Annotated in this window: 25 protein-coding genes; 19 read left to right on the top strand and 6 right to left on the bottom strand. The window is 70.6% G+C overall.

Translation table 11 applies throughout. The features are described 5' to 3' along the window. Positions 1 to 6: 6 nt before the first annotated feature. On the bottom strand, positions 7 to 1,047 hold the full coding sequence (locus RG19_RS00815) for an SDR family oxidoreductase (RefSeq protein ID WP_058833603.1): 1,041 nt from the start codon (positions 1,045 to 1,047) through the stop codon (positions 7 to 9). Between the two features lie 157 nt (positions 1,048 to 1,204). Further along, positions 1,205 to 2,677: a pyridoxal phosphate-dependent decarboxylase family protein gene (locus RG19_RS00810; RefSeq protein ID WP_162267036.1), complete on the bottom strand. Its 1,473-nt coding sequence runs from the start codon at positions 2,675 to 2,677 to the stop codon at positions 1,205 to 1,207. On the opposite strand from RG19_RS00810, the gene RG19_RS00805 reads away from it, so the two are divergent. From RG19_RS00805 to RG19_RS00790, 4 genes are all read left to right on the top strand, one after another. Continuing rightward, positions 2,676 to 3,257: an Lrp/AsnC family transcriptional regulator gene (locus RG19_RS00805; protein WP_202905300.1), complete on the top strand. Its 582-nt coding sequence runs from the start codon at positions 2,676 to 2,678 to the stop codon at positions 3,255 to 3,257. The two genes, RG19_RS00810 and RG19_RS00805, sit on opposite strands and share 2 nt — an antisense overlap. 106 nt (positions 3,258 to 3,363) lie before the next feature. Next, positions 3,364 to 3,699, top strand: a complete 336-nt coding sequence (locus tag RG19_RS00800) for a hypothetical protein (protein ID WP_058833600.1) — start codon at positions 3,364 to 3,366, stop codon at positions 3,697 to 3,699. A gap of 92 nt (positions 3,700 to 3,791) precedes the next feature. Further along, complete coding sequence (locus tag RG19_RS00795; protein ID WP_058833599.1) at positions 3,792 to 4,331, top strand: pyridoxamine 5'-phosphate oxidase family protein; 540 nt, start codon at positions 3,792 to 3,794, stop codon at positions 4,329 to 4,331. Between the two features lie 132 nt (positions 4,332 to 4,463). Continuing rightward, entirely contained in the window at positions 4,464 to 5,795 is a 1,332-nt protein-coding gene (locus tag RG19_RS00790) for a DUF7256 domain-containing protein (protein WP_058833598.1), read from the top strand. 17 nt (positions 5,796 to 5,812) lie between these two features. On the opposite strand, the gene RG19_RS00785 is transcribed toward RG19_RS00790, so the two are convergent. Next, complete coding sequence (locus RG19_RS00785; RefSeq protein WP_058833597.1) at positions 5,813 to 6,514, bottom strand: DUF3592 domain-containing protein; 702 nt, start codon at positions 6,512 to 6,514, stop codon at positions 5,813 to 5,815. Positions 6,515 to 6,705: 191 nt separating this feature from the next. On the opposite strand from RG19_RS00785, the gene RG19_RS00780 reads away from it, so the two are divergent. From RG19_RS00780 to RG19_RS00745, 8 genes are read left to right on the top strand one after another with little or no spacing between them, the layout of a single operon-like run. Further along, positions 6,706 to 7,347, top strand: coding sequence for a thermostable hemolysin (locus tag RG19_RS00780; protein ID WP_058833596.1), 642 nt, complete (start codon positions 6,706 to 6,708; stop codon positions 7,345 to 7,347). Continuing rightward, the gene (locus RG19_RS00775; RefSeq protein WP_058833595.1) at positions 7,344 to 8,828 is read left to right on the top strand and encodes an AMP-binding protein; all 1,485 of its coding nucleotides are present in this window, start codon (positions 7,344 to 7,346) and stop codon (positions 8,826 to 8,828) included. Before RG19_RS00780 ends, RG19_RS00775 begins: the two co-directional genes overlap by 4 nt. After that, positions 8,825 to 9,505 (top strand): iron-containing redox enzyme family protein, encoded by a 681-nt coding sequence (locus tag RG19_RS00770; RefSeq protein WP_058833594.1) that lies wholly within the window; start codon positions 8,825 to 8,827, stop codon positions 9,503 to 9,505. Before RG19_RS00775 ends, RG19_RS00770 begins: the two co-directional genes overlap by 4 nt. Continuing rightward, complete coding sequence (locus RG19_RS00765; protein ID WP_058833593.1) at positions 9,505 to 10,338, top strand: SDR family oxidoreductase; 834 nt, start codon at positions 9,505 to 9,507, stop codon at positions 10,336 to 10,338. The genes RG19_RS00770 and RG19_RS00765 overlap by 1 nt, the downstream gene beginning before the upstream one ends. Continuing rightward, positions 10,319 to 10,990, top strand: a complete 672-nt coding sequence (locus RG19_RS18090) for a hypothetical protein (RefSeq protein ID WP_058833592.1) — start codon at positions 10,319 to 10,321, stop codon at positions 10,988 to 10,990. The genes RG19_RS00765 and RG19_RS18090 overlap by 20 nt, the downstream gene beginning before the upstream one ends. Before the next feature lie 21 nt (positions 10,991 to 11,011). Further along, on the top strand, positions 11,012 to 11,683 hold the full coding sequence (locus RG19_RS00755; protein WP_058833591.1) for a response regulator transcription factor: 672 nt from the start codon (positions 11,012 to 11,014) through the stop codon (positions 11,681 to 11,683). Between the two features lie 17 nt (positions 11,684 to 11,700). Further along, complete coding sequence (locus RG19_RS00750; RefSeq protein WP_082672768.1) at positions 11,701 to 13,194, top strand: ATP-binding protein; 1,494 nt, start codon at positions 11,701 to 11,703, stop codon at positions 13,192 to 13,194. Beyond that, positions 13,191 to 13,745 (top strand): hypothetical protein, encoded by a 555-nt coding sequence (locus tag RG19_RS00745; protein WP_157515116.1) that lies wholly within the window; start codon positions 13,191 to 13,193, stop codon positions 13,743 to 13,745. The genes RG19_RS00750 and RG19_RS00745 overlap by 4 nt, the downstream gene beginning before the upstream one ends. A gap of 38 nt (positions 13,746 to 13,783) precedes the next feature. On the opposite strand, the gene RG19_RS00740 is transcribed toward RG19_RS00745, so the two are convergent. Continuing rightward, entirely contained in the window at positions 13,784 to 14,878 is a 1,095-nt protein-coding gene (locus RG19_RS00740; protein WP_058833589.1) for an LBF_2804 family protein, read from the bottom strand. A 190-nt stretch (positions 14,879 to 15,068) separates the two neighbouring features. Between RG19_RS00740 and RG19_RS00735 the strand changes: the two genes are divergently transcribed. After that, complete coding sequence (locus tag RG19_RS00735) at positions 15,069 to 15,323, top strand: hypothetical protein (RefSeq protein ID WP_157515115.1); 255 nt, start codon at positions 15,069 to 15,071, stop codon at positions 15,321 to 15,323. Positions 15,324 to 15,408: 85 nt separating this feature from the next. On the opposite strand, the gene RG19_RS00730 is transcribed toward RG19_RS00735, so the two are convergent. Beyond that, positions 15,409 to 16,314, bottom strand: coding sequence for an AraC family transcriptional regulator (locus RG19_RS00730; RefSeq protein ID WP_274377890.1), 906 nt, complete (start codon positions 16,312 to 16,314; stop codon positions 15,409 to 15,411). 136 nt (positions 16,315 to 16,450) lie between these two features. Between RG19_RS00730 and RG19_RS00725 the strand changes: the two genes are divergently transcribed. The 6 genes from RG19_RS00725 (at position 16,451) to RG19_RS00700 (ending at position 22,034) form a co-directional block, all read left to right on the top strand. After that, positions 16,451 to 17,194: an SDR family NAD(P)-dependent oxidoreductase gene (locus tag RG19_RS00725; RefSeq protein WP_058833587.1), complete on the top strand. Its 744-nt coding sequence runs from the start codon at positions 16,451 to 16,453 to the stop codon at positions 17,192 to 17,194. A gap of 10 nt (positions 17,195 to 17,204) precedes the next feature. After that, complete coding sequence (locus RG19_RS00720; RefSeq protein ID WP_058833586.1) at positions 17,205 to 17,606, top strand: VOC family protein; 402 nt, start codon at positions 17,205 to 17,207, stop codon at positions 17,604 to 17,606. Next, positions 17,603 to 18,640, top strand: coding sequence for a saccharopine dehydrogenase NADP-binding domain-containing protein (locus RG19_RS00715; RefSeq protein ID WP_202905298.1), 1,038 nt, complete (start codon positions 17,603 to 17,605; stop codon positions 18,638 to 18,640). The genes RG19_RS00720 and RG19_RS00715 overlap by 4 nt, the downstream gene beginning before the upstream one ends. Beyond that, entirely contained in the window at positions 18,637 to 19,026 is a 390-nt protein-coding gene (locus RG19_RS00710) for a VOC family protein (RefSeq protein WP_058833585.1), read from the top strand. The genes RG19_RS00715 and RG19_RS00710 overlap by 4 nt, the downstream gene beginning before the upstream one ends. Before the next feature lie 779 nt (positions 19,027 to 19,805). Then, positions 19,806 to 21,068: an alpha/beta fold hydrolase gene (locus tag RG19_RS00705; protein ID WP_238376563.1), complete on the top strand. Its 1,263-nt coding sequence runs from the start codon at positions 19,806 to 19,808 to the stop codon at positions 21,066 to 21,068. A 66-nt stretch (positions 21,069 to 21,134) separates the two neighbouring features. After that, positions 21,135 to 22,034, top strand: coding sequence for an META domain-containing protein (locus tag RG19_RS00700; RefSeq protein WP_157515114.1), 900 nt, complete (start codon positions 21,135 to 21,137; stop codon positions 22,032 to 22,034). Positions 22,035 to 22,223: 189 nt separating this feature from the next. On the opposite strand, the gene arsH is transcribed toward RG19_RS00700, so the two are convergent. Continuing rightward, positions 22,224 to 22,928 (bottom strand): arsenical resistance protein ArsH, encoded by a 705-nt coding sequence (gene arsH, locus RG19_RS00695; protein WP_058833582.1) that lies wholly within the window; start codon positions 22,926 to 22,928, stop codon positions 22,224 to 22,226. Positions 22,929 to 22,955 lie beyond the last annotated feature (27 nt).

Here is a 22,955-nt window from a genome sequence, read left to right as displayed (position 1 = left end):
CTGCGATCAGGGATAGCGCACGCCCGCGAGGGTTTCGGTCACCGCCCACAGACGCGCCGCCGCGGCCTCGTCGCGCGCGGCGGCGGGCACGTTGGCGAGGCCGACCGGACCGCGCAGCTCCTGCTCGCCCGACGGCCCGTAGTAGACACCCCCCTGCGCTTCGGGCGCGGTGGCGGCGTACAGCGTCGGCAACGCACCTTCGGCGGCGGTGTGGAAATGCTCGCGGTTGGCCGACCACTGCCGGCCCTGTTCGCTGTCGAGCCCGGGGCCGCGTTCGACCAGCTCGGTCACGGCGACGCCCGGATGCGCTGCCAGACTCGTGATACCCCAGCCGCCCGCGTCGCTGCGACGCTGCAGCTCGCGCGCGAACATCAGGCACGCCACCTTGGATTGCCCATAGACCACCATCGGATCGTAGGACTGCTCGAACTGCAGATCGTCGAAGTTGATCGCACCGCGCTGCGCGGCGATGCTCGACAGCGTGACCACGCGCGGCGCGTCGCTGGCCTGCAGCAGCGGCAGCACGTGCGCCGTCAGGGCGAAGTGCCCGATGTAGTTGGTGGCCAGCTGCATCTCGTATCCGTCGGCCGACACGCTGCGCTCGGGCGGCGCCATGATCGCCGCGTTGTTGATCAGGCCGTCGATCCGCGGCAGCGTCGCGTTGAGGCGCTCGCCGAGCGCGCGGACCGATGCCAGGTCCGACAGGTCCACGGCCTCGAAGCGCACCTGCGCACCGGGGTGTTCCTCACGGATGCGGGCGATGGTCTCCTCGCCGCGCCGCGGATTGCGCGCGGCGATCACCACCTGCGCGCCGGCGCCGGCCAGCGCCTTGGCGTCTTCGTAGCCCATGCCGCTGGTGCCGCCGGTCACCACGAAAACGCGGCCTTCCTGCGACGGCATGTCAGAGAGGTTCCAGTTGGCCTTGGGCGCGGTCTGCGCGAACGCGCTGCCGGCCAGCAGGGCGCCGCTGAGGGCGAGGCCCCGGGCGAACCGGGTGTGGCGCGGGGCGCGATCGGGGGCGGAATGGTCGCTTGGTGTCGTCGTCATGACGGGTTTGCATCCTCGTTGGGGGAGACGGGGGGACGTCCGGACGCGGGTCGCAGGCGGCCGGACGGCTTGAACACGAGGATGGAAGCGGCGCCGGGACATGCCCATGCCGGAACTTCCAGAGAACTTGCCCGATCCTGTCACCAGGGGACGCGGTTCAGGAAACGCCGGCCGCGATCTCGGCGATCGCATGGGCTTCGAGCGCGCGGACGGTCGCGCGCATGTCGCGCTCGCTCGCGTCGGGATGGATGGCGCAGATGCGCAGCACCGTCTGCCCGCCCAGCCGGGTGGTCAGCACGGCGGCATGGCCTTCCTCGAGCGCCCGCCTCGAGATCGCCCGATTGAGCGCGTCGTTGCCCTCCGCCGACAGGCCGGGGTGGGTCCTGCGGAAGTTCACGATCGCCAGTTGCGCCGGTGACACGATCTCCCATCCTTCGAGCGTACGCAATTCGTCCTCGGCCCACGCCGCCAGCCGGCAGCCGTGTGCGATCGCCTCGCCCATCCCGTCCGATCCCAGCACCTGCAACGTCAACCAGAGCTTCATTGCACGGGCCGGACGCGTCAGCTCGACACCGAAATCCCAGTAATTGATCTGTTCCTCGTCGACTTCCGCGTCGAGCAGATACTCCGGACGCGTATGGAACGTCTGCGCCAGGTGCGTGCGCTCGCGCACCAGCACCATGCCGCAGCCGTAGGTCTGGAACAGCCACTTGTGGGCGTCCCAGCTGAGGCTGTCGGCCTCGCCGATGCCATCCAGCCGTCCGCGATGGTCCGGCGACAGCGCGACCGATGCGCCGTAGGCGCCGTCGACGTGCATCCACAGGCCATGGCGGTCGCACACGGCCCGGATGGCGCGGAGCGGATCGATGCTGCCGGTGTTGGTGGTGCCCGCACTGGCGACGACCGCGAACGGCCGGAGGCCGGCGGCGAGGTCGGCCTCGATGGTCCTGGCCAACACCGCGGCGTCCATGCGGAACGCCGCGTCGACGGCGACGCGGCGCACCTGGTCGGGCAGCAAGCCGATGATGCCCAGCCCCTTGGCGACGGAGGAATGCGTCTGCTCCGAGACATAGGCGACCGCCGAGCGTCGGTGTTCCGGAGCGACGGTCCGGTCGCGCGCCACCGTCAACGCCGTCAGGTTGGCGATCGAGCCACCCGACACGAACAACCCGCCCGCCGACGACGGAAACCCCACCTGCGAGGCGAGCCAGTCGATGAGGCCGGCTTCGACCGCACTGGGCCCGGAACTCTGCAGCCAGCTGCCTGCGTGCACGTTGTGCATCGCGGTCGCGAGGTCGCCCAGCGCCGACAGCGGCGATGCGGGACTCGGGATGAAGCCGAAGAAGCGGGGATGGTCCATCGCGGCCCGCCACGGCGCGATGTCGTGCAGCAACTGGTCGACGACCTCGTCCAGCGGGCGGCCTTCGGCCGGGACGCCCATGCCGCGCAAGGCCGCGGCGCCTTCGGCATCGATCACCTGCACCGCGCGCGGCGTCGGCGACTGTTGCCGACAATCCGCGATGCGTCGGACGGCCGCAGCGAACGCCCGCGGAGATGTCCCGCCCATCAGCCGGCTCGCGCCGCCCGGTGGGAGCGGTCGTGCGGGGTCATCGTCACGATATGGGTTCATGGCAATTCTCTTGAATAATGTTCGTATTTCTGACCAATCTGCGGAACACCGTTCCGACCGTAAAGGGGTTTTCGCCATGTCGAGCAGAAAAACGAATGCGCTTCAGCAGGAGGTCGCGGCCGACGTCCGCCTGGATGCGGTCGACAGAACGCTGTTAGGGCTGCTGGCCGACGACAGCACGCAGAGCTACGCCACCCTGGGTCGAGCCCTGCATCTGTCGCCGCCGGCCGTGCACGAGCGCGTCAAACGCCTCAAGCGCGCTCGCGTGATCGTGCGCACCGCGGCGCAGCTCGACGGCGCCAGGCTCGGGCGCCCCTTGCTGTGCTTCGTCCAGGTGATCACCAGCACGATCCAGCGCACGCGTCAGGTGGCCCGGCTGTCGTCGCTCCAGGACATCGAGGAAATCCACACGGTCACCGGCGATAGCGGCCTCCTGCTCAAGGTGCGCACGCGCGACACCCAGGCGCTGGAAGCGCTTCTGGCGAAGATCCACGACATCGAAGGCGTCGAAGGCACCCGCACCCAGATCGCCATGTCGACCCTGCTCGAACGCGGCCCGAGCCCCGAACGCCCCGGTTGATCCCTCGGGCGTCTCGGCCCACGCCCCGCGTGCAACCGGCGCGGATTGCCCGCCCCTGCACATGCGGCGGGCGACGATGCCACGCACGGATCCGCCCGGAGCCTCCATGCCTGTCCAGACCACGCCCGATGGCCGCTACCTGATCGTACGCGGGCGACTGTGGCGCGCGAGCGATCCCAGCCTGTCCGACGCACGGCGCCAGCAGCACGTGGATGCCTTGATGGAGGCACGACGCGCGGTGAAGACCGCCAAGGCCGACGACGACAGCGCCGCGCTGCAAAGCGCGCGCGCGGCCGTGGATGCGGCCAAGCGCGCATTGGGCGAACGCGGTCCGCCCTGGTGGTCGGACGGCGCACCGGACTACACCCGCACGCTGGTGAAGAACTCGCCCTACGCAGCGTGGTATGCCGCGCGGAAGGCAGGCGCATCCCGGGACGGGTGACGGACGCACCCGGACGCATGCCGCGCAGACATCGGGATCACGACAGCCGGCGCAGGGTGGCCGCTCCCCCCCCGCAGCACCGGAGCCGAGCCATGGATTCCATCAACCGCAACCAGCCCGAACACAACCGCGAGGACGTCGCCGGCGCCGAGGCCGTGGCGCGCATCCGCGACATGTCCGACGACGCCGGATCGTGTTTCTTCTGCACCACCCCGCTGCCCGACAGCGACACCGGCGGCAACCGGCCGATGTCGATCGAGCAGGCCGACGACACCGGCGCCCTCTGGTTTCTCAGCGCGGCCGACAGCTACAAGAACGCGGAAATCGAAGCCGACCCGGCGGTACGCCTGTACATGCAGTCGGCCAAGCATGCCGGCTTCCTGGTGCTCGACGGTCGGGCCACGATCAGCCGCGACCGCGCGAAGATCGACGCGCTGTGGAACCCGATCATGAAAACCTGGTTCACCGAGGGCGAGGACGACCCGCGCATCACCGTGATCAAGGTGACGCCGGTCGCGGGCTACTACTGGGACAACAAGCATGGCGGCTTCGTCGCCGCGACCAAGATGGTGATCGGCGCGGCCATCGGCAAGACGCTCGACGACTCCATCGAAGGCAACGTGGCGCCCTGACGGTGGCGGCCAGCACCCCCGCGGCTTAGTGTGGACGGATCACGGTGTCACGGCCCCCACGGCGTGCCGCGATACAAACCCTCCGGTCCGACGGGACCCGTCCGCCAAGGAATGCACCATTGTCCATCGATCATGCTGCGTTCGCCCGGCTTCGCTCGGCTTCGCCCGGGCATGCCCGCCGACGCGCTGCAGGCGGCCGCCGCTGCCGCCTGGCGGCCACCCGCGGACGAGGACGAGGGCTACATGAGCTGGGGCACGGCCAGCACGCCGTCGGTGTGCGGTGCGCGCCTCGACGCGCAGGGCCGCATCGGCAGCCTCACGGTCTACCAGGGATTCCCGGACGCGCTGACGCTCGCCGGCACATGGCCCGGGATGGCGCGGGAGCAGGCGTTGGCCGCCTATCCCGGCCTGCGCGACCAGCAGGGCGACGCCGCCGATACGTTCCGTAAACGCGGCCTGGAGGTACTCGTCGTCGAGACATCCGACGGCGACACGCTGGAACTGCGCCTGCGCGAGGGCCGCGTGATCGCGCTCGAGCTCGCACGTCCAGGTGCGGTCTGGCCGGTGCGCGCCTGGCGCGAGCGAGATCCTGGCCTGACAGCGGCCTACGATCTCGAGGTACAACCTGCACGCGAGCAGCCGCCGGCGGGCCGCGATGCACACTGGCAGCACGGCTGGACCTACGGCCGCCCACCCGCCATCGCCCCCGAGCACTGGCCGCTGAGCGATCACCACGCGTGGCCGCTGCGCCATGCGTTCACCCTGCACGTCCCGGCGCAGTACCGCACCCAGGGCGCCGACCGCGTGGCGATCGCCCTGTTCGTCGACGAACAGTTCCGCGAAGACCTGCGCCCCCCATCCCAGTGGGCGGCCCTGCGCGCAGATCCGGATGCCGATGTCGGTCTGGACGACGACGACCCGCTGCGTCGCCATCTGCGCGCGCGCCATCCGCACCGTCACGACATGACCGATGCACTCGGCAGCCACTACGTGCTGCTCTGGCTGAGCGCCGGCGAATTCGAAGGCGCGCTCGCGTCGCCGCCGGACCTCGCCGGGCATCCCTGGCTGCGCGACACGCCGCAACCCGACTGGTTGGCCGGCACCGCCAGCATCCGCGAGACCCGCGATGCCGTAGCCAGCCACCGCGACGGCCTCGCCCGGCCGCTGGCGATCCACCTGCGCGAGGACGACCCGAACGTCGGCCGCCCCGCCCGCGAGTGGGACCACCAAAACGTGGACAGCGGCTACGTACCGATGTTCAGCAGGGACCCGCAGGCAGCGGCGCTGGAACGCTTTCTGGACGCGCCGCACCACATCGGCGGCACCATGGCGCCGATCCAGGGCTACCCGCCTTTCAGTGCGCGCTACGTCGAGTTCGGCGAGGACTTCGCCGGCTTCAACTTCGGCGGCGGCAACGCGCAACTGGACCTCGAACAGATGCGCATCGACTGGGCTTGTGGCTGAGCCTCAGCGCATCGCGCTCAGTTCGCCACCATCGGCAGGAACGACACGTCCATCAGGTGCCGGCGCGGATCCGCACGGTCGATCAGCACCGGGATCCGGCCACGCGGCACATGGTCGGTGGGATCGAACCACAGGTTCTCGCTGCGGAACACATGCAGCTTCGCGGTCGCCGGATCCTGCCACTGGCTGACCAGACGGTAGGGGTGCCGTCCGTTCCTCGACACGCCGAGATTGCGCTCGACCTCGACGAAGTCGGTCTCGACGCGGACGCCGTGCGCCCGCAGCCGCGCCGCCTGGCGTCGACGATGCCACTGCCAGCCGAGCATTCCCCAACCGGTCGACGCGAGGACCGCGCCCAGCCCGGTGAAGATGGTGGCCCCGCCCCAGAGCGCGAGGAAACCGGTCAGCCGCGCCGACGTCGGCGCGTCGGCCCGATACAGCACAGGTACCCGGTCGCCGCGCATGGGGTGCTGTCGGCTGCTGGAGGTGCTGGAAACGAACTCGACCGGCGTGCCGTCGGCAGCGGTGAACCCCACCACCGGCGCGAACGTCACCCCTCCCTCGTCGCCGCGGCGACGCTCGATGTCGATCACCGTGCCCTGCGTCTGCACCGCCTCGGCCAGGAACGCGCGGGTGGAGATACCCATGTAGATGCCAGCGGCCAGGAACACCGTGCCGACCACGGCGAACAGCCATCCCACGACCTTTACGACATTCATGTCTGCTCCGGGAAACCCACAGCGGGGCACAGCATACCTGCCACCTCCTGATGACAGTGCCGCCTGAGCGACTGGAAGCCCGCGTCCGCGCGGCGCCGAGTCCCCACCCGCCGCCCCCGCCCGGACAAACGAACGATCTCCTAACATCGGGCTAATCGACGGGTAATCGCACGGCACCAGCATGCCGCGCCATGGACACCCCACGACACCACCCCGCGCCCCCCTGGGCAGGCTGCGAACGGATCGAACCGGGCCACCCGGCGCGCGCCGAGGTCGAAGCCTTCATCGCCCACGTCTACCGCGCACGCTACGACGCCCGGCTTCACGATTTCCTGCCGCACCTGCTGGCCTTCCGCGACACCGACGGCCGGCTGCGGGCCGCGGTCGGGTTGCGCTTCGGTGCCGAGGGGCCGCTGTTCGTCGAGCAATACCTCGACGGCAGCGCGCAGACCATGATCGCGGCACGCACGGCAGCCGGGGTGGCGCGCTCCGAACTGGTCGAGGTCGGAAACCTCGCGGCGCTGCGCGGAGGCGATGCACGCGCCTTGATCGTGCAGCTCGCGCCGGCACTGCATCAGGCGCGCCTGCGCTGGGTGCTCTTCACCGCGACGCGCCAGTTGCGCAACGCCTTCGACCGCCTGCACCTGCGCACGGTCGTCCTCGCCGCCGCCGAGCGCGCGCGGCTGGCAGACGGGGCGACCGACTGGGGCCGCTACTACGACGTGCAGCCACAGGTCCTGTTCGGCGACCTGGCCGCCGGCCACGCGTTTCTCGCCGCGCGCCATGGCATCTCCGCGACCTGTGCCACTGGCGCGCTGGAGGCGCACGCATGAACATCTTCGCCGATCTGCTCGACGGCCTGGACGGTGCACCGATGCGGGTGCTCGGCGACGACGGCGCGATGTCCGCCACCGCACTGCGCGCGCGGGCGATGGCGATCGCCGATGCCCTGGCCGCACACGACGCCCGGGTGGTGGCCAGCCGGCTCGACAACGGCCCGGACTGGCTCGCGCTCGACCTCGCGCTGCGCGCGCGTGGCCTGGTACACGTGCCGGTCCCGACGTTCTTCAGCGCGATGCAGGCTGCTCACGTCCAGGCGAGCAGCGGTGCGGACGTGCTGGTGCTGTCCGCACGCGACGCCAGCGTATATCCGGACGCACGGCCACTGCTCGACGGCCTGCACGTCCTGCCACTGCCGGGCGGAGCGCGCGTCATGCCGGCAGGCACCGCGTGCATCACCTACACCTCCGGCACGACCGGCAAGCCGAAAGGGGTCTGCATCGACGCGCCGGCGCTGGCGACGGTGGCCGGCGCGCTCGTCGAGGCGTCGGCCGTGCTCGCCCCGCAACGGCACCTGTGCCTGATGCCGCTGTCGACCCTGCTCGAGAACGTCGCCGGCCTCTATGCCGCGTTGCGCGCCGGGGCCGACATCGCGGTGCCGACGCTGGGCCGGATCGGCTACAGCGGTGCGGCAGGCCTGGATGTCGCGCGGCTGCTCGCCTGCCTTCGACGCTACGCACCCCACAGCATGATCGTGTTCCCGCAGATGCTGCTGGCCCTGGTGACCGCAGCCGAGCAGGGACAGGCCTTGCCGGCCTCGCTCCGCTTCGTCGCGGTGGGCGGCGGTCGTGTCGGCAAGGGGCTTCTCGCGCGTGCGGCGGCACTCGGGTTGCCAGTGTTCGAAGGCTACGGCCTGAGCGAATGCGTGTCCGTGGTGACGCTCAACCGCCCTGGGTCGGCGCGGCCGGGCAGCGTGGGACGCCCATTGCCGCATGCGCGGGTCACCGTGCGGGACGGGGAACTGCTCGTCGAGGGCGTGCGTTGTCTGTCTTACCTCGGCGAGGCCGCTCCACCGCCGGGCGCCATCGCCACCGGCGACCTCGGCCATGTCGATGTCGACGGCTTCGTCCATGTGACCGGACGGCGCAAGCACATGTTCGTGACCGCGTACGGCCGCAACGTCTCGCCCGAATGGGTGGAAAGCGAGCTGACCCAGCACCCGCTGTTCGCGCAGGCCGTGGTGGTGGGCGAGGGCCGGCCGTTCAACGTGGCCGTGGCCTGGCTGCGCGATCCCGGTGCCGATGCGGCCGCCGTGCGCCACGCACTGGCGGCGGTCAATCAAGGCCTGCCCGACTACGCGCAGGTCGCGAGCATCGTGCATGCGACCCGACCGTTCTCCGCCGCCAATGGTCTGCTGACCGACAACGCACGCCCCCGCCGCGACGCGGTGGCCCACGCCTACGCCGATGCGATCGCCGCCGCCTACGACGCACCGGACCCGAGCCCGTTCTTCACACAGGAGCTGCCCGCATGACCTTCCACGACCGCCTGCTGTCGGAGACCGCCGACGCCCGGGCCGAACTCGTCCAGTTGCCGATCATCCAGCACGCCCTGGCCGGCGCCATCCCGCGCGACACCTACGTCGCCTTCCTGACCGAGGCCTATCACCACGTGCGGCACACTGTGCCGCTGCTGATGGCCTGCGGCGCACGCCTGCCCGCGCGCCTGGAGTGGCTGCGCACCGCCATCGGTGAGTACATCGAGGAGGAGATGGGGCACCAGCTCTGGGTGCTCGACGACATCGCCGCCTGCGGTGCGGACCGGGCAGCGGCCGAAACGTCGACACCGTCGCTGGCGACCGAGCTCATGGTCAGCTATGCCTACGACACCATCGCCCGCGGCAACCCGGTGGGATTCTTCGGCATGGTGCTGGTGCTCGAGGGCACCAGCGTCGCACTGGCGACGCGGGCCGCCACCAGCATCGAGTCGGCGCTCGGCCTGCCGCGCGAGGCGTTCAGTTATCTGCTGTCGCACGGCGATCTCGATATCGAGCATGTCGGTGTTTTCGAAGGCCTCATGAACCGGCTCGACGACCCCGACGATCAGGCGGCGGTCGTATACGCCGCGCGCCGCTTCTATCGCCTTTATGCCGATCTCTTCCGCGCACTGCCCGCACCGGGGCGCGCGCTGCGCCACGCGGAGGCCGCGTGATGGATCTCCACGGCAGGACCGTGCTGGTCACCGGCGCGACCGGGGGTATCGGCGACGCCCTGGTCGCGGCATTGCTGACACGTGGCGCCCGCGTGCTGGCGGTGGCACGCGATGCCGGGCGCCTGTCGGAGCTCGCCCGCCGTCATCCGCCGGGCGCGGTGACGCCATTCGCCGCTGACGTGGACGCCACGGCGGATCGTCGTGCGTTGCTGCTGCATGCGCAAGCAATGCGACCGACCCCCAGTGTGCTGGTCATTGCCCACGCCCGTGCCGCGTTCGGCCTGATGCAGGACCAGCACGACGACCTGATCGACGCGGTCATCCGCACCAACCTCGCCGCGCCGGCGCAGTTGATCCGTGCCGCCCTGCCGATGCTGGCGGCGCATCCCGCGGCCGCCGTCGTCGCCGTCGGCTCCACCTTCGGCAGCCTCGCCTTTCCCGGGTTCGCCGCCTACAGCGCGAGCAAGTTCGGCCTGCGCGGCCTGGTCGAGGCCCTGGCCCGCGAGCATGCCGATGGTCCCGTGCGGTTCCAGTACCTGGCGCCGCGCGCGACCCGCACCGCGTTCAACTCCACCCGTGTCGATGCGCTCAACGTCGCGCTCGGCACCCGTGTGGACGATCCCGCGTCGGTCGCGCGTCGCCTCGTCGACGCGATCGAACGCGGCACCCCACGACGACAGCTCGGCTGGCCGGAGGCGATCGTCGCGCGGCTCAACGCGCTGCTGCCTTCCCTGGTCGACCGCAGCCTCGCCCGCCAGCTTCCCCTCGTCCGACGCCATGCCGGCGCCGGGCCCTCATCCCAGGAGCCACGCCATGCACATCACCCGTCCTGACCGCCTCGCGGCCGCCCTGCTCGCCGTCGTACTCGTCGCACCAGGCCTGGCGCTCGCCGACGACGCCACGCCCGCCGCCCCGGTGACCGCGGTGCGCGACCAGTGGGCGCAGATCATCTACGTCACGCCGAAGGCGCAGCGGGCCTCGGCGTTCGACGCCCTCGCGCGCCAGGCCGCCCAGGTCGTGGCCGAGCGTCCGCAAGACCCTGATGCCCTGATCTGGGACGGTATCGTCCGCTCGAGCCTGGCGGGCGAACGCGGCGGGCTCGGCGCGCTGTCGCTGGCGCGGCAGGCCCGACGCGATTTCGAATCCGCGCTGGCCCTCGATCCCACTGCGCTCGACGGGGCCGCCCACGTCAGCCTGGGCGCACTGTACGACCAGGTGCCCGGCTGGCCGATCGGGTTCGGCGACGACGCCAAGGCGCGCACGCATCTGCAACGTGCGCTCGAACTGGCGCCCGCCGACATCGACGCAAACTATTTCTATGGTGAATTCCTCCGCGGCCAGGGCGACCTGGCCGGCGCGGCGGCCGCCTTCGAGAGGGCGATCGCCGCACCCGCGCGCAGCGGCCGCGAGACCGCCGATCGCGGCCGCCGCGAGGACGCCACGCAGAAGCTCGCCGACGTGCGTGCACGTCTTGCCAGCCGCTGACGCACGCCACAGACTGCGCCGATGCGCGTACTCCTTGTCGAGGACGATCCGTCACTGGGCGAGGGCCTGCGTACCGCCTTGCGCCGCGCGGCGTACGCCGTGGATTGGTTGCAGGATGGTGCCAGTGCCCTGGTGGCCATTCGCGACGGCGGCATCGACCTGGTCGTGCTCGACCTGGGCCTGCCGCGCAAGGACGGTCTTGAAGTCATCCGCGAGGCCCGACGTGCCGGCGCGACGATGCCGATCCTGGTACTCAGCGCGCGGGAGCGCGCCGCCGACCGCATGCTCGGCCTCGATCTCGGCGCCGACGACTACGTCGGCAAACCCTTCGACACCGGCGAGCTGCTCGCGCGGGTGCGTGCGCTTCTGCGACGCAGCAGCGGCCATGCCAGCCCGATGTTCACGCACGCCGGGCTGGCACTGGATCCCGCCTCGCTCACCGTCACCTGGCACGGTCGGGTCGTCGACCTGCCACGACGCGAGGTCGCCCTGCTGCGGCTGCTGATGGAGCACCCCGGCCGCATCGTCTCGCGCGAGACCGCGCAGCAGCGGCTTTACGGCTGGGACGAGGACGTGGCCAGCAATGCGATCGACGTACACGTGCACCACCTGCGCAAGCGCCTGCACCCGGGCCTGATCCGCACCGTCCGCGGCGTGGGCTATGCGCTCGACGAGCCCGCAGTCGACGCATGACCTCGATCCTGCGCCTGCTGCTGGTCGGGCTCATCGGCACCATGTCGCTGGTCATGCTCGTCGCCGGCGCCTTCAGTTATCGCGCCGGCCTGCAGGAGGCCGGCGAGATGTTCGACGCCAAGCTCGCACACTCGGCGCGGGTGCTCGTCAGCCTGGTGGATGCGCCGCTCGGCGACCTCGGCACGCCCGGAGGCCGCAGCGCACCGATCGTGGTTCCGGTCTGGCAAGGCGCGGCGCACGGCGTCGGCGATGCGCTCGCCTTTCCTACCGGGCACGCCTACGAGACGAAACTCGCGTTCCAGGTGCGCGACGCCTCCGGCACGCTCGTGCTGCGTTCCGACAGCGGCCCTGCCTCGCCGCTCGCGCCGTTGGCGCCCGGGTTCTCGAACCAGGTCATCGATGGCGCGCACTGGCGCACATTCACCCTGCGTGCGCCCACGGGGCGCTGGTACCAGTCCGCGGAACTGTCCGACATCCGCGCCGAACTGGCCGCCGACATCGCCGAGGGGACGCTGCTGCCGCTGCTGTTGGCGGTCCCGGCGATGGCGCTGCTGGTATGGGGCCTGGTGGGCTGGAGCCTGCGCGGCCTGCAGCGCGTGACCGCCGAGGTGGAGGCGCGGGCGGCGGACCGGCTGGCCCCCCTGCAACCCGGGGGCGTGCCGCGCGAAGTGCAGGGCGTGATCGGTGCGATCGACCGCCTTCTCGCGCGTCTGGACGCCGCACTCCAGCGCGAGCGACGCTTCATCGCGGATGCCGCGCACGAGTTGCGGACCCCGATCGCCGCGCTGAAGGTCCACGTCGACAACCTGCGGGGCGCCGACGATCCCGTGGACCGGGCTGCGTCCCAGGGCCAGCTCGACATCGCGGTCGCGCGCGTCGAACGGCTCGTCGAACAGTTGCTGCAACTCAGTCGCGTCGAGCCCGGTGTCCACGCCGACCCGCCGCGGCCTGTCGACCTGCACGCCCTGGCACGGACCCACCTCGACGAACGCCACGCGCTCGATACGACGCGGCGCCTCGAGATCGAACTCGAGGGCGGCCCTTGCGTGATCGCCGGCGACGAACCCGCGCTCGACGCCCTGGTCGGCAACCTCATCGACAACGCCTGCCGGTACGCCCCGGTCGGCGGCAACGTCCGGATACAGGTGAGCCGCGACGACACGCATGCGTTGCTGGTGGTGGAAGACAGCGGTCCGGGCATTCCCGCCGAGGCACGCGCGCGGGTCTTCGAGCGCTTCCACCGGGAACTGGGCACCGGCGCCGTCGGCAGCGGGCTGGGACTGTCCATCGTGCATCAGGTCCTGGAGCGACATTGCGGCAGCATCGCGCTGGATGCCGCACCGGTGCTCGGCGGCCTGCGCGCAACCGTGCACCTGCCGGTCGGGACCGCGGCCATCACCCGCCCGGAGTCGCCGCCCACGGACGCACGCGCGCCCGGCAGATACGATGGGACGTCACGCGGACCTGGAGACACCATGTCGAAGCCCCGATCGCCAAGGCTACGCGAATGACACGCACGCCCATGCCTCTGTGGCCGACGACCTGGCTGTTCGCACTCGCCGCCTGCAGCCACGGTGTGCCTTCGCCGTCGCCTTCCCACGCCGGATCGACAGCGCAGACGCTCGGCCAGTACGCGCACACGGCCGACGCGATCGCCGATGCGCGGCTGCAGGCGCTGCACTTCGAGACCGGCACCGACGGGATGAACGGCACGCTGGTCTGGACCGTCGTGCAATGCAACGCAGGCGACTGCCGGCCCGGGCAGGAGGTGCGCACGCGGTTCGCCTCGCCTCCTTTCGCGACGCAAGGCGACTTCTGCAACGTGCGCCGCTGCCTCGAGCGCTCACACCTGAGCGACTACGTGGGCAGCACGTTCCTGGTCACCTTCGCCCGCGGGCCCTACGAGCTCCAGACCGAGGGCACTGGTGGCGTGCCGCACGACGACGCCACGAGCCTCAATCGAGGCTACTACCTGAAGCACCGCGGAGATCTGTACGCGAACGACCCGCACCAGCGGATCGATGCCCGTTACGACGCGACACTGGCCGCCATGCTGCAGTAGTGAGGACACCCGTCGGCAACGCAGAACACCGCCGACGGTCAACGTCCTTCGATGACCCGACGCTGCGCCGTGCGCAGCGCATCGCCGAGATGCAGATCGCACACGCCATGCGCGTCCTCGAGCACCCGCCGCTGCCGGCGGCAGCTGCGCCCGCGCAGCGCGACGGTCGTGGTCATCAGCGCCAGCACCGCGCGCTGCGTGGGCCCCTCGGCATGGCCGAGTCGCGTGCGTACCGCCGTCCAGTCGAGGATGCGCGCCTCGATCCCGAGCGTCTCGCACAGGTGCGCGAGCAACAGGTCGTAGTTGGGATGCGCATCCTCCGCCGCCACGACGAGCTCCGCCACGGCATCCAGCGCCAGGCGCGTGCCGTCGTCGTCCAGCTGCGCCTGCTCGATCGCCGCGACCGCGTCGCGGACGGCCAACGGACCCGCGGCCCGCACGCGCGCTTCGCGAATCACCCACCACGCGATCAACCCATTCCAGCCCGCGAACACGGGGACTGCCGCGAAGGGCAGCAACACGCGCAAGCCGCTGCGCGCCAGCACACGGCGGGCGAGGATGCGCACGATGAAGCTGGTCGCGCCGACCTTGATGCGGTACAGCGCGGTGTACGCCAGCATCTTGAGCCGCGAGGCCCGCACGTACGGATCGATCCCGTGCAGCGCGCGCCGGGGGTTGGGAATATCGAGCGCCGCACGCGACAGCCCCGTCACCAGCACATCTTCGGCATCGTTCCGGGAGATCGACAGACCCGCCACACCGGCGATGCCTCCGACACTGCGCAACAGCACCCAGTACATCGCCAGGAGTTCCAGCAGGCTCAGCAGCAGTGCGATGCCGCCGTACCATGCCCAGTAAGCCGCATCACGGGCCGGGGAGAACAAGGACGGCTCGGCCCCGGTACCCAGCACGTTGCGCAACCACAGGTCCGCTGCGCCGATCAGGGCCGCGGAGGCCGCACCCGCGAGCGCACACCAGGCGACGGCCCAGACCTGCAGGCCACGGATTCGCGCGCGGTCCGCGTCCCGCCACCGCCGGATCTCGCTGTCCTTCCGCTGGCAGCCGCGGCGCAGGAACGCCAGGCCGGCGCGCTCCACCACGTTCAGGCGCTCCACGTCCGCTTCGGTGTCCACAACGCTCCAGCGCGATCAGGGCGAACCAGTCTAGCGGCCGCTCCGGCAAGACCGGGTGCGCGACGACCGGACCAGGGCCCGTGGCGCACGGGCGCGACGGCGGACGACGCACCCGAACCAATACTCCATCGTCACCGGGGCGCCATGGAAGATGTGGCCGCGCCATCCCCGCGCCGCCAACGGACCTGCCATGACACCCCGCGACCGAGAAAGCGCCACCGCTGCGCTCAACGACCTCGAGGCCGCCCTTGCATCGATCGACGGCTCGGAGGAGAGCCGGCTTCGCAAGATCTCGATCTTCAGCTCGACCGCACTGGCGTTGCGCCAGGAGATGTCGGACGCGGACCAGGACTGGCTCAACGCGGCGCTGCACAAGGCCGCGCAGGGGCACGACCTGCCGGACGATTGCGTCCTGCCGGAAGGCACACTGACCAACGACCGCTGATCGCCTGTCGATCAGGTGCCGGTGAGGCCCGGAACCGGTCGCGACACCCCTCTCGATGCCGCGATTGCGGCGGCCGTGGACGCGATCAGCCCCCGCCAACCCGGAACGCGCGCAGGATGCGCGCGGCATCCCGGGACGGCGGCAGCCCGAACGCCCGGGCGTACTCGCGGCTGAACTGCGTGGCGCTTTCATAGCCCACATCCGCCGCCGCGGCGGTGACGCTGGCCGCGTGCGCCGTCAGCAGCTGGCGCGCCCGCAACAGGCGGACCTGCTTCTGATACTGCAACGGACTCAGTGCGGTGGCCGCCTTGAAGTGGCGATGGAAGGCCGATTCGCTCATCGCCGCGCGTTCGGCCAGGTCCGCGATCCTGAGGGGCTCGGCATAGTGCGCGCGGATCCACTGGATGGCGCCGCGCACGCGACCGAGCGTCGAGCCCGGCGTGGCGATTGCACGCAACATCGGCCCGTGCGGGCCTTGCAGCACGCGATACAGGATCTCGCGCTCATAGGCCGGCGCGAGTGCGGGGATGTCCTGTGGACGCGCCATCAGGCCGAGCATGCGAACCCAGGCGTCCATCAGCGCCGGCGTCACCTGGGCAACGGAAAACGACGTTCCGGACGACAGGGCGTCGCCACGGGCCGGGCCGGCATCGGGTACGTCCTCGAGCAGGCGGCCGAGCACGTCGGCATCCAGCGACAGCGCCACGGCGAGATACGGCGCACCCGCCGCATCCGGGTGCACGGCCCCCACGGCGGGAAGCTCCACGGTCATGACGAAGTAGGTGGCCGGATCGTAATGAAGCGTGCGGCCGCCCACGGTCATGGTCTTTCCGCCACGCAGGATCAGATTGATCATCGGCTCGTAGACGGCCGACAGCGCGTGCTCGGGAATCTTCCCCTGCACCATCGCCACACGCGGAATGCCGGTGTCGGTCGGCTGGTTCCGGGCCGACGCGGCCAATCGGCGGAGTTCGTCGAGCTGGGATCGCATACCGACGATGAGACTCCAGCCGCGCATGCCAGGCAAGCCGCGCGGCAGGATCGGGCAGGTTTCCGCCCCGATCCGGCAGGCGGCGGCGCAGGCCGCGCCCTACCGTGATGCTCCCCACACGCACAGGGAGCAGCCAATGAGCGTCATCGTGATCACCGGCGGCAGCCGCGGCATCGGTGCCGCGACGGCCATCGAATGCGCCAGGCGCGGCCTCGATGTCATCGTGACTTACCACACCCAGCCCGCCGCGGCCGCCGCCGTGGTCGATCGCATCGAAGCGGCCGGAGGACGCGCCTGCGCGCTGCCGCTGGATGTCGGACACGTCGCCGGTTTCGATGACTTCCGCGATGCCGTCGCGCAGACGCTCGAACGGACCTGGCAGACCACCATGCTGGCCGGCCTGGTCAACAACGCCGGCCACGGGCTGTTCAATCCGATCGAGCGCGTGACCGAGTCGCAGTTCGACGACCTGCTGGGCGTCCACCTGAAGGGGCCGTTCTTTCTCACCCAGAGCCTCCTTCCGCTGCTCGGTCACGGCGCATCGATCGTCAACCTGACCAGCGCCACCACCCGCGTGGCCACGGCCGGTGTCGCCCCCTATGCCGCGTTCAAGGGCGGGCTGGAGGTGCTCACGCGCTACATGGCCAAGGAGTTCGGTGCGCGCGGCATCCGCGTCAATGCCGTGTCCCCCGGGCCTGTCCGCACCGGGCTGGGCGGCGGCCTCGACGAGGCGTTCGCCGCACAGCTGGCGTCGCAGACCGCACTCGGGCGCGTGGGCGAGCCCGACGATGTCGCGCGCGTCATCGCGATGCTGCTGTCCGACGACGGCGCCTGGATCAACGCGCAGTCGGTCGAAGTCGCCGGCGGCTACACCATCTGAGGGTTCCCACATGCTCGACCACATCTTCCTGACCGTGACCGACCTGCCCGTCTCGATCGCGTTCTACACCACCGCGCTGGCACCGCTGGGCATCGTCGACCGGCTCGACTACGACGGGCGGCAGGGCCCCGCTGGTCACCCCGACCTCACCGGCTTCGGTGCCGGTGGCCGGATGCGCTTCTGGCTCAGGCAAGGTCCGACGGGGGGCACGTCGGCGCACGTGGGCTTCGCCGCCGATTCGAACGCAAAGGTGGACGCCGCCTATCGGGCCGCCATGCACGCCGGCGCCACCTCGATCCACCCGCCCGGCACGCAACCCCACTACGACCCGCGCTATTACGCCGCCCAGGTGCGGGATCCGGACGGCTACAGTCTCGAGTTCGTCCACAAGCCCTGGCAGCACGGCGCATGATGATCTACGGGGCCTCCGGCTACACCGGCCGCATGATCGTCGACGCGTGCAGCGCGCTCGGCCTGCGGCCCATCCTGGCCGGACGGCGCGATGCTCCCCTCCGCGCGCTTGCCGACACACACGGCCTCGACGCACGCGTGTTCGCCGCCGACGATGCCCGGCAGGCCCGCCGCGCACTCGCGGAGATCGATCTGCTGGTCAATTGCGCGGGCCCCTTCCACAGGACCGCGCCGCACCTGATCGCCGCGGCGATCGACGCCGGCACGCACTACCTGGACATCTCGGCCGAACTGGACAGCTACCGCCTGGCCGAGTCGCTCGACACGGCCGCCCGGCGCGCGGGGGTGATGCTGATGCCCGGCGGCGGGGGCAGCACAGCCTTGCTGGGCAGCCTGGTGGCCCGGGTGTGCGAGCAGGTGCGGCATCCCGCCCGCATCGCCGTGGCGTTGCAGGTGGCCGGCCCCATGTCGCGCGGCTCGGCGATCAGCGCCGCGGAGAACCTCAGTCCGCACGACCTCGTGCGCAGGCATGGCGTGCTGCAGGCACGGCACGACGCCGCACCCCGCCGGTTCGACTTCGGCGCGCTGCAGGCCGATGGCGTTCCGATGACGCTTCCCGACGTCATCACCCTGTGGCACGACCACGCCGTACCGGACATCGAGACCTACGTGCATGTGGTCGGCAACGCCTTCGCCAGCGAAGGCCTGGATACCCTGCCACCGGGCCCGACCGACGCCGAGCGGCGAGCCCACCCGTACCATGCCGCGGCGGTGGTCACCGATCACGACGGGGCATCGGCATCCGGCACGCTGGCCACGGCGAACGGCTACACCTTCACCCCGCTGGCCACCGCGGACGCCGCACGCCGGATCCTGGCGGGCAACGCCCGGCCGGGTTTCCAGACACCGACGGGCCTGTTCGGGCCGGCCTTCGCACAAGGCATCGCCGGCACCCGGATCACCGTGCACCCGTCCCACGTGCCCGAATCACCCGGCGGCCCGACCGCCACCGCTTGCGGCAGGAGCCCACCATGACCGTCATCGACCACATCGAGTTCGCCGTGCACGACGCGACGCGCTCGCACGCGTTCTACCAGGCCGCCCTGGCCCCGCTGGACATCGCCTGCGTGATCACCGTGGGCCCGGACCGGAGCAGGACCGGCGGCACCCGCCATGGCTTCGGCCGGGACGGCTACCCGAGCCTCTGGTTCCACGACGGCGCGCCCCCCGTCGCGCCCGCACACCTGGCCTTCGCCGCCACCCGCCGCGCGCAGGTGGATGCCTTCCACCGCGCGGCGCTGGCGGCGGGCGGGCGCGACAACGGGCCGCCGGGCATCCGGCCGCACTACCACGCGGACTACTACGCCGCCTACGTGCTCGATCCGGATGGCGTCAACGTGGAGGTGGTCTGCCAGCGCTAGTCCGACGCGGGCATGCCGGGCGCCCTGTCGGCGTCGGGCGTCCTGCCGGGCGCACCGTCGTCGTCCGCCACCGTGCCGAGCCGGGCGCGGCGCACCCTCGGCCCAACCATCGAAAACTCGGCCTGGACGCCATGTCCCTGCACCCACTGAGCCATACGGGTTTGCGGCCAAGACCCACACGCGCCATGGCTACACCACGGAAGCGTTGCTCGCGTTCCAAGCGAAGGCGCTCGAATACCTGTTGGCCGTCAGTCATTCCGGCCATGGCATGCGCGACGCGGCTGCCGATGGAACAGGCGCTCACATCGACCGAAGGCGAGGACGAGGCTGACGGAAAGTGAACCTGACCCCGTTTTTCGGACCCCGTCTCTCCGAGCGAAAGCAACTTCGTCGCGGGCCACGAACGCTTCGCCGATGGCGGGGTCGCAGCGGTCTGACCCTACGTGGGATCTCTGGAAACGGTGGAAGCGATGGTCATGGAGGGAGGGCCGCCTGTAGTACGCGCGCATAGATCGAAGCGTCGAGACTTGTCGCCAATCCGGCGGCACGACCAAAATCGCTGGACCGGCCACGGTGACGGCCATCACCCGCGCACACCTGCCGGATGAGCCGAACCCGAGTTCGTTCTTTTTTGTACATGGAACCGCCCAATGCGCCTGTCCGCTGCCGCCCTTCTCTTGTCTGCCGGTCTCTGGGTGCAACTCGCATCTGCGGCGGACGCTCCCACGCCCTGCCCGGACGCCTCGCCGGCACTCCTGCTCGACGGCAGCGAATGTCTCATGGCCGCACTTCCGCTGCGCCACGAAGCGCCGGACGGTGCCGGCATCGATGTGTTCGTCCGTCGCGTTCCAGCACCCGACGCCGCGCGCCGGCGTGGCGAGGTGTGGCTGGTCGCGGGCGGGCCCGGCGAGCCAGGCGTCTCGCTGCATCCCATGCTCGCGACCTTCCGCGCCGCTTTCCCCGATCATGATCTGGTGCTACCCGACCATCGCGGCACCGGGCGCTCCACCCGCCTCTGCCCCGGGCAGGAGTCTCTCGACAGCGCCGATGGCGTCACGCTCGCGGAGACCGAATGGGGACCGTGCATCGGCACCCTCTATGCAGATCCCGCGCGCACTGCGGCGTTCACCATCACTCAGGCCGCGCAGGATCTGTCGGCACTCGTTGCCCGGCACCGCCGCGCCGGCGAGGTGCATCTCTATGCCGTGTCATACGGTACCCAGCTGGCACTGCGGATGTTGCAAGTCGCACCGCAACCGCTCGATGGCCTGGTGCTCGATGGCCTGGTGCCGCCGGAATCGGCCGAACAGTGGGACCTGAGCCACCGCACCGCGCTGGTGGATGCCGTCGGTCGGGATGCGCTGGGATCGGACGCCACCGCGACCTACGCGTCCGTTCTCGCCAAGAGCGATCCCCAGGCCGCGTGGCGCGCGCATGTCCCCGCTGGCGATCTGCGCCTCACGCTGGGGACGTTGCTCAACTTTCCGACGCTGCGCGACCGCCTCCCCGAGATCGTGGGCGCCTTGGCTCAAGACGATGCCGAGCCCCTGCTGGCCGCACTCGAGGAACTGCGCACCATCCACGCGCAACTGACCGCCGACCCGGTCGCATCGCCTTCGTTGCCGCTGGTCATGTTGATCTCGTCGTCCGAAAACAACGGCCGCCGCGACCTCGACCGCGCAACGGTCGACGCCGAGGCACGCGATGCGCTGTTCACCAGTGCGATTCCCGGCTTTCTCGTCGACCCACCGATGCCCCTGTACCCGCGCGACCCGTTGTTCGGAAAGACACCCGACCAGTTGCCTCGCACCCTCGTGATCCACGGCACGCTCGATCCGAACACCCCGTATGCAGGCGCACGTGCCCATGTGGCCACGCTGTCGCAGGCAGGACCGGTCCAGATGACGACGGTCGAGCGGGGGGCCCATCTTCTGGCTTTCGTGGCACCGGCTTGCTTCGTCGAGGCGACGACGGCATTCCTTGAGGGCGAAGATGTGCCGGAGCGCTGCATCGAGCCGCAGGCCGCGTCGTCATCGGCCTGACGCCCCCCCCGCGACGGACGTAGCCGACGCCCGTCGCCGGCGCCCCCTCCATGTGGAGACACCCAGATGCCTCACCTGCCCGACGCCCCGATCGCCACCACGCGAACCGCCATGGCCTGCGCCGTCGCACTGACTGCGCTGAGCGCATGCGGCGGGCCGGAACATCCGCCGCCCGAAACCGAGCCACCTCCCCGGGGGGAGCAGCCGATCGCGATCGACGACCCGGCACGCGTGCTCGGTGCATGGGATGTCGTGTCGTTCGAGGGCTACGCGCCCGAAACACGATTGATCGGCGCGACGCGCGCCGCATACGCCGACTTCGACGCCGAGGGCGTGCGCTTGCGCATGGAGTGCAACTACACCAGTCGGCCGGGCACGCTGCAGGCCGGCAGGTTCCAGGCCTCGGCCGATGCGGACCACATGCAGACGCTGATGGGATGCGGACCGGAGGGCAACGCGCGCGAGGCCCGCTACTTCGCGTTCTTCGAGCAGAACCCGAGCATCGAGGGCCTCGGCCCGCATCGTCTCCTGCTCGAGGCCGGCGGCCAGACCCTCGTCCTGGAGCGACCCGAGGTCCGGCGACACGACTTCACGCCCACGCAAGGGGCGTTGACGGGCACGTGGCGACTCCAGGACATCAGCGTGTCGGGCGGAGGCACCGGCCTGTCCGAACTGCCAGGACATCTGGTGTTCGCCGACGGCACGCTCCGGCACACCGCATGCCGCGATCTTCGCCTCACCTATCGGATCGACGACAGCGGGCGCTTCATCGCGACAGGCGATGTGCCGAGCGACCTCGACGCGCGCTGCCCTGCCCTGCACCTGCGGTCGCCTGCCCCGGGGCTGCCGAGCGCCGACGATGCCATCGCCGTACTCTCCGCATCACCCATGGCCGAGTTCAGCGGAAAAGACGGACTGCTGCTGTCGACCGAAGAATTCGGGCTGTTCCTGAGCCGGCGCGACTGAATCGCTCACGAAACGGGCAGTCCCGTGACGCCCCGCTGCGGCGCGATACTGTCTAGCTTGACGGCATTGGGGAGATGCCCACCAGTAACGTTGTCCACGGCACAGAGGCACCGTGACTGGCGAAAAGTAAACCTGACCCCGTTTCTTGCCTTCGGGCTGCCCGACGGAGCACGCGTACCGCGGGTGGGATCATCGCGCCGCCGCCGCGAGCGCGGTGGCGGCCGCATCGCCCACGCGCTCGCTGTAGCGTCGGGTCAGCAGGTCGCGGCGGTCGCGCACCAACCAGGTGAAGCGCACCAGTTCCTCCATCACATCGACGACGCGATCGTAGTAGGCCGAGGGCTTCATCCGGCCCTCGTCGTCGAACTCCTGCCACACCTTCGGCACCGAGGACTGGTTGGGGATCGTCACCATCCGCATCCAGCGACCCAGGATGCGCAGCGCGTTGACCACATTGAACGACTGCGAGCCGCCGCAGACCTGCATCACTGCCAACGTCCGCCCCTGGGTGGGCCGCATGCCCCCGCTTTCCAGCGGCAACCAGTCGACCTGGTTCTTGAACACGGCGGTCGGCGCGCCGTGACGCTCGGGACTCACCCAGACCTGGCCTTCGGACCACATCGACAGCGCACGCAGCGCCTGCACCCGAGGATGCGTGACCGGCACGGCGTCGAGCATCGGCAGGTCGTGCGGATCGAACAGACGGGCCTCGGCGCCGAAGGCCTCCAGCAACCGTTGCGCCTCGAGCGCGAGCTGGCGGCTGTACGACCCGGGTCGCAGCGAACCGTAGAGGATCAGGATCCGCGGCCGGTGCATGCTGGCCGGCACCTCCAGAGAGGCCGGGCGGATGCGGTCGAACGCGTCGGCGACCACGTTGGGCAGATCGGAGGGCATGGACTTGAGACCGTCACAATGATTCGA

It is taken from the genome of Luteimonas abyssi (assembly GCF_001482195.1).
In the GTDB taxonomy this organism is placed as follows: Bacteria; Pseudomonadota; Gammaproteobacteria; order Xanthomonadales; family Xanthomonadaceae; genus Luteimonas; species Luteimonas abyssi.
Note: the sequence above shows the minus strand (reverse complement) of the source record. Positions and strands in the feature narration are given on the sequence as shown.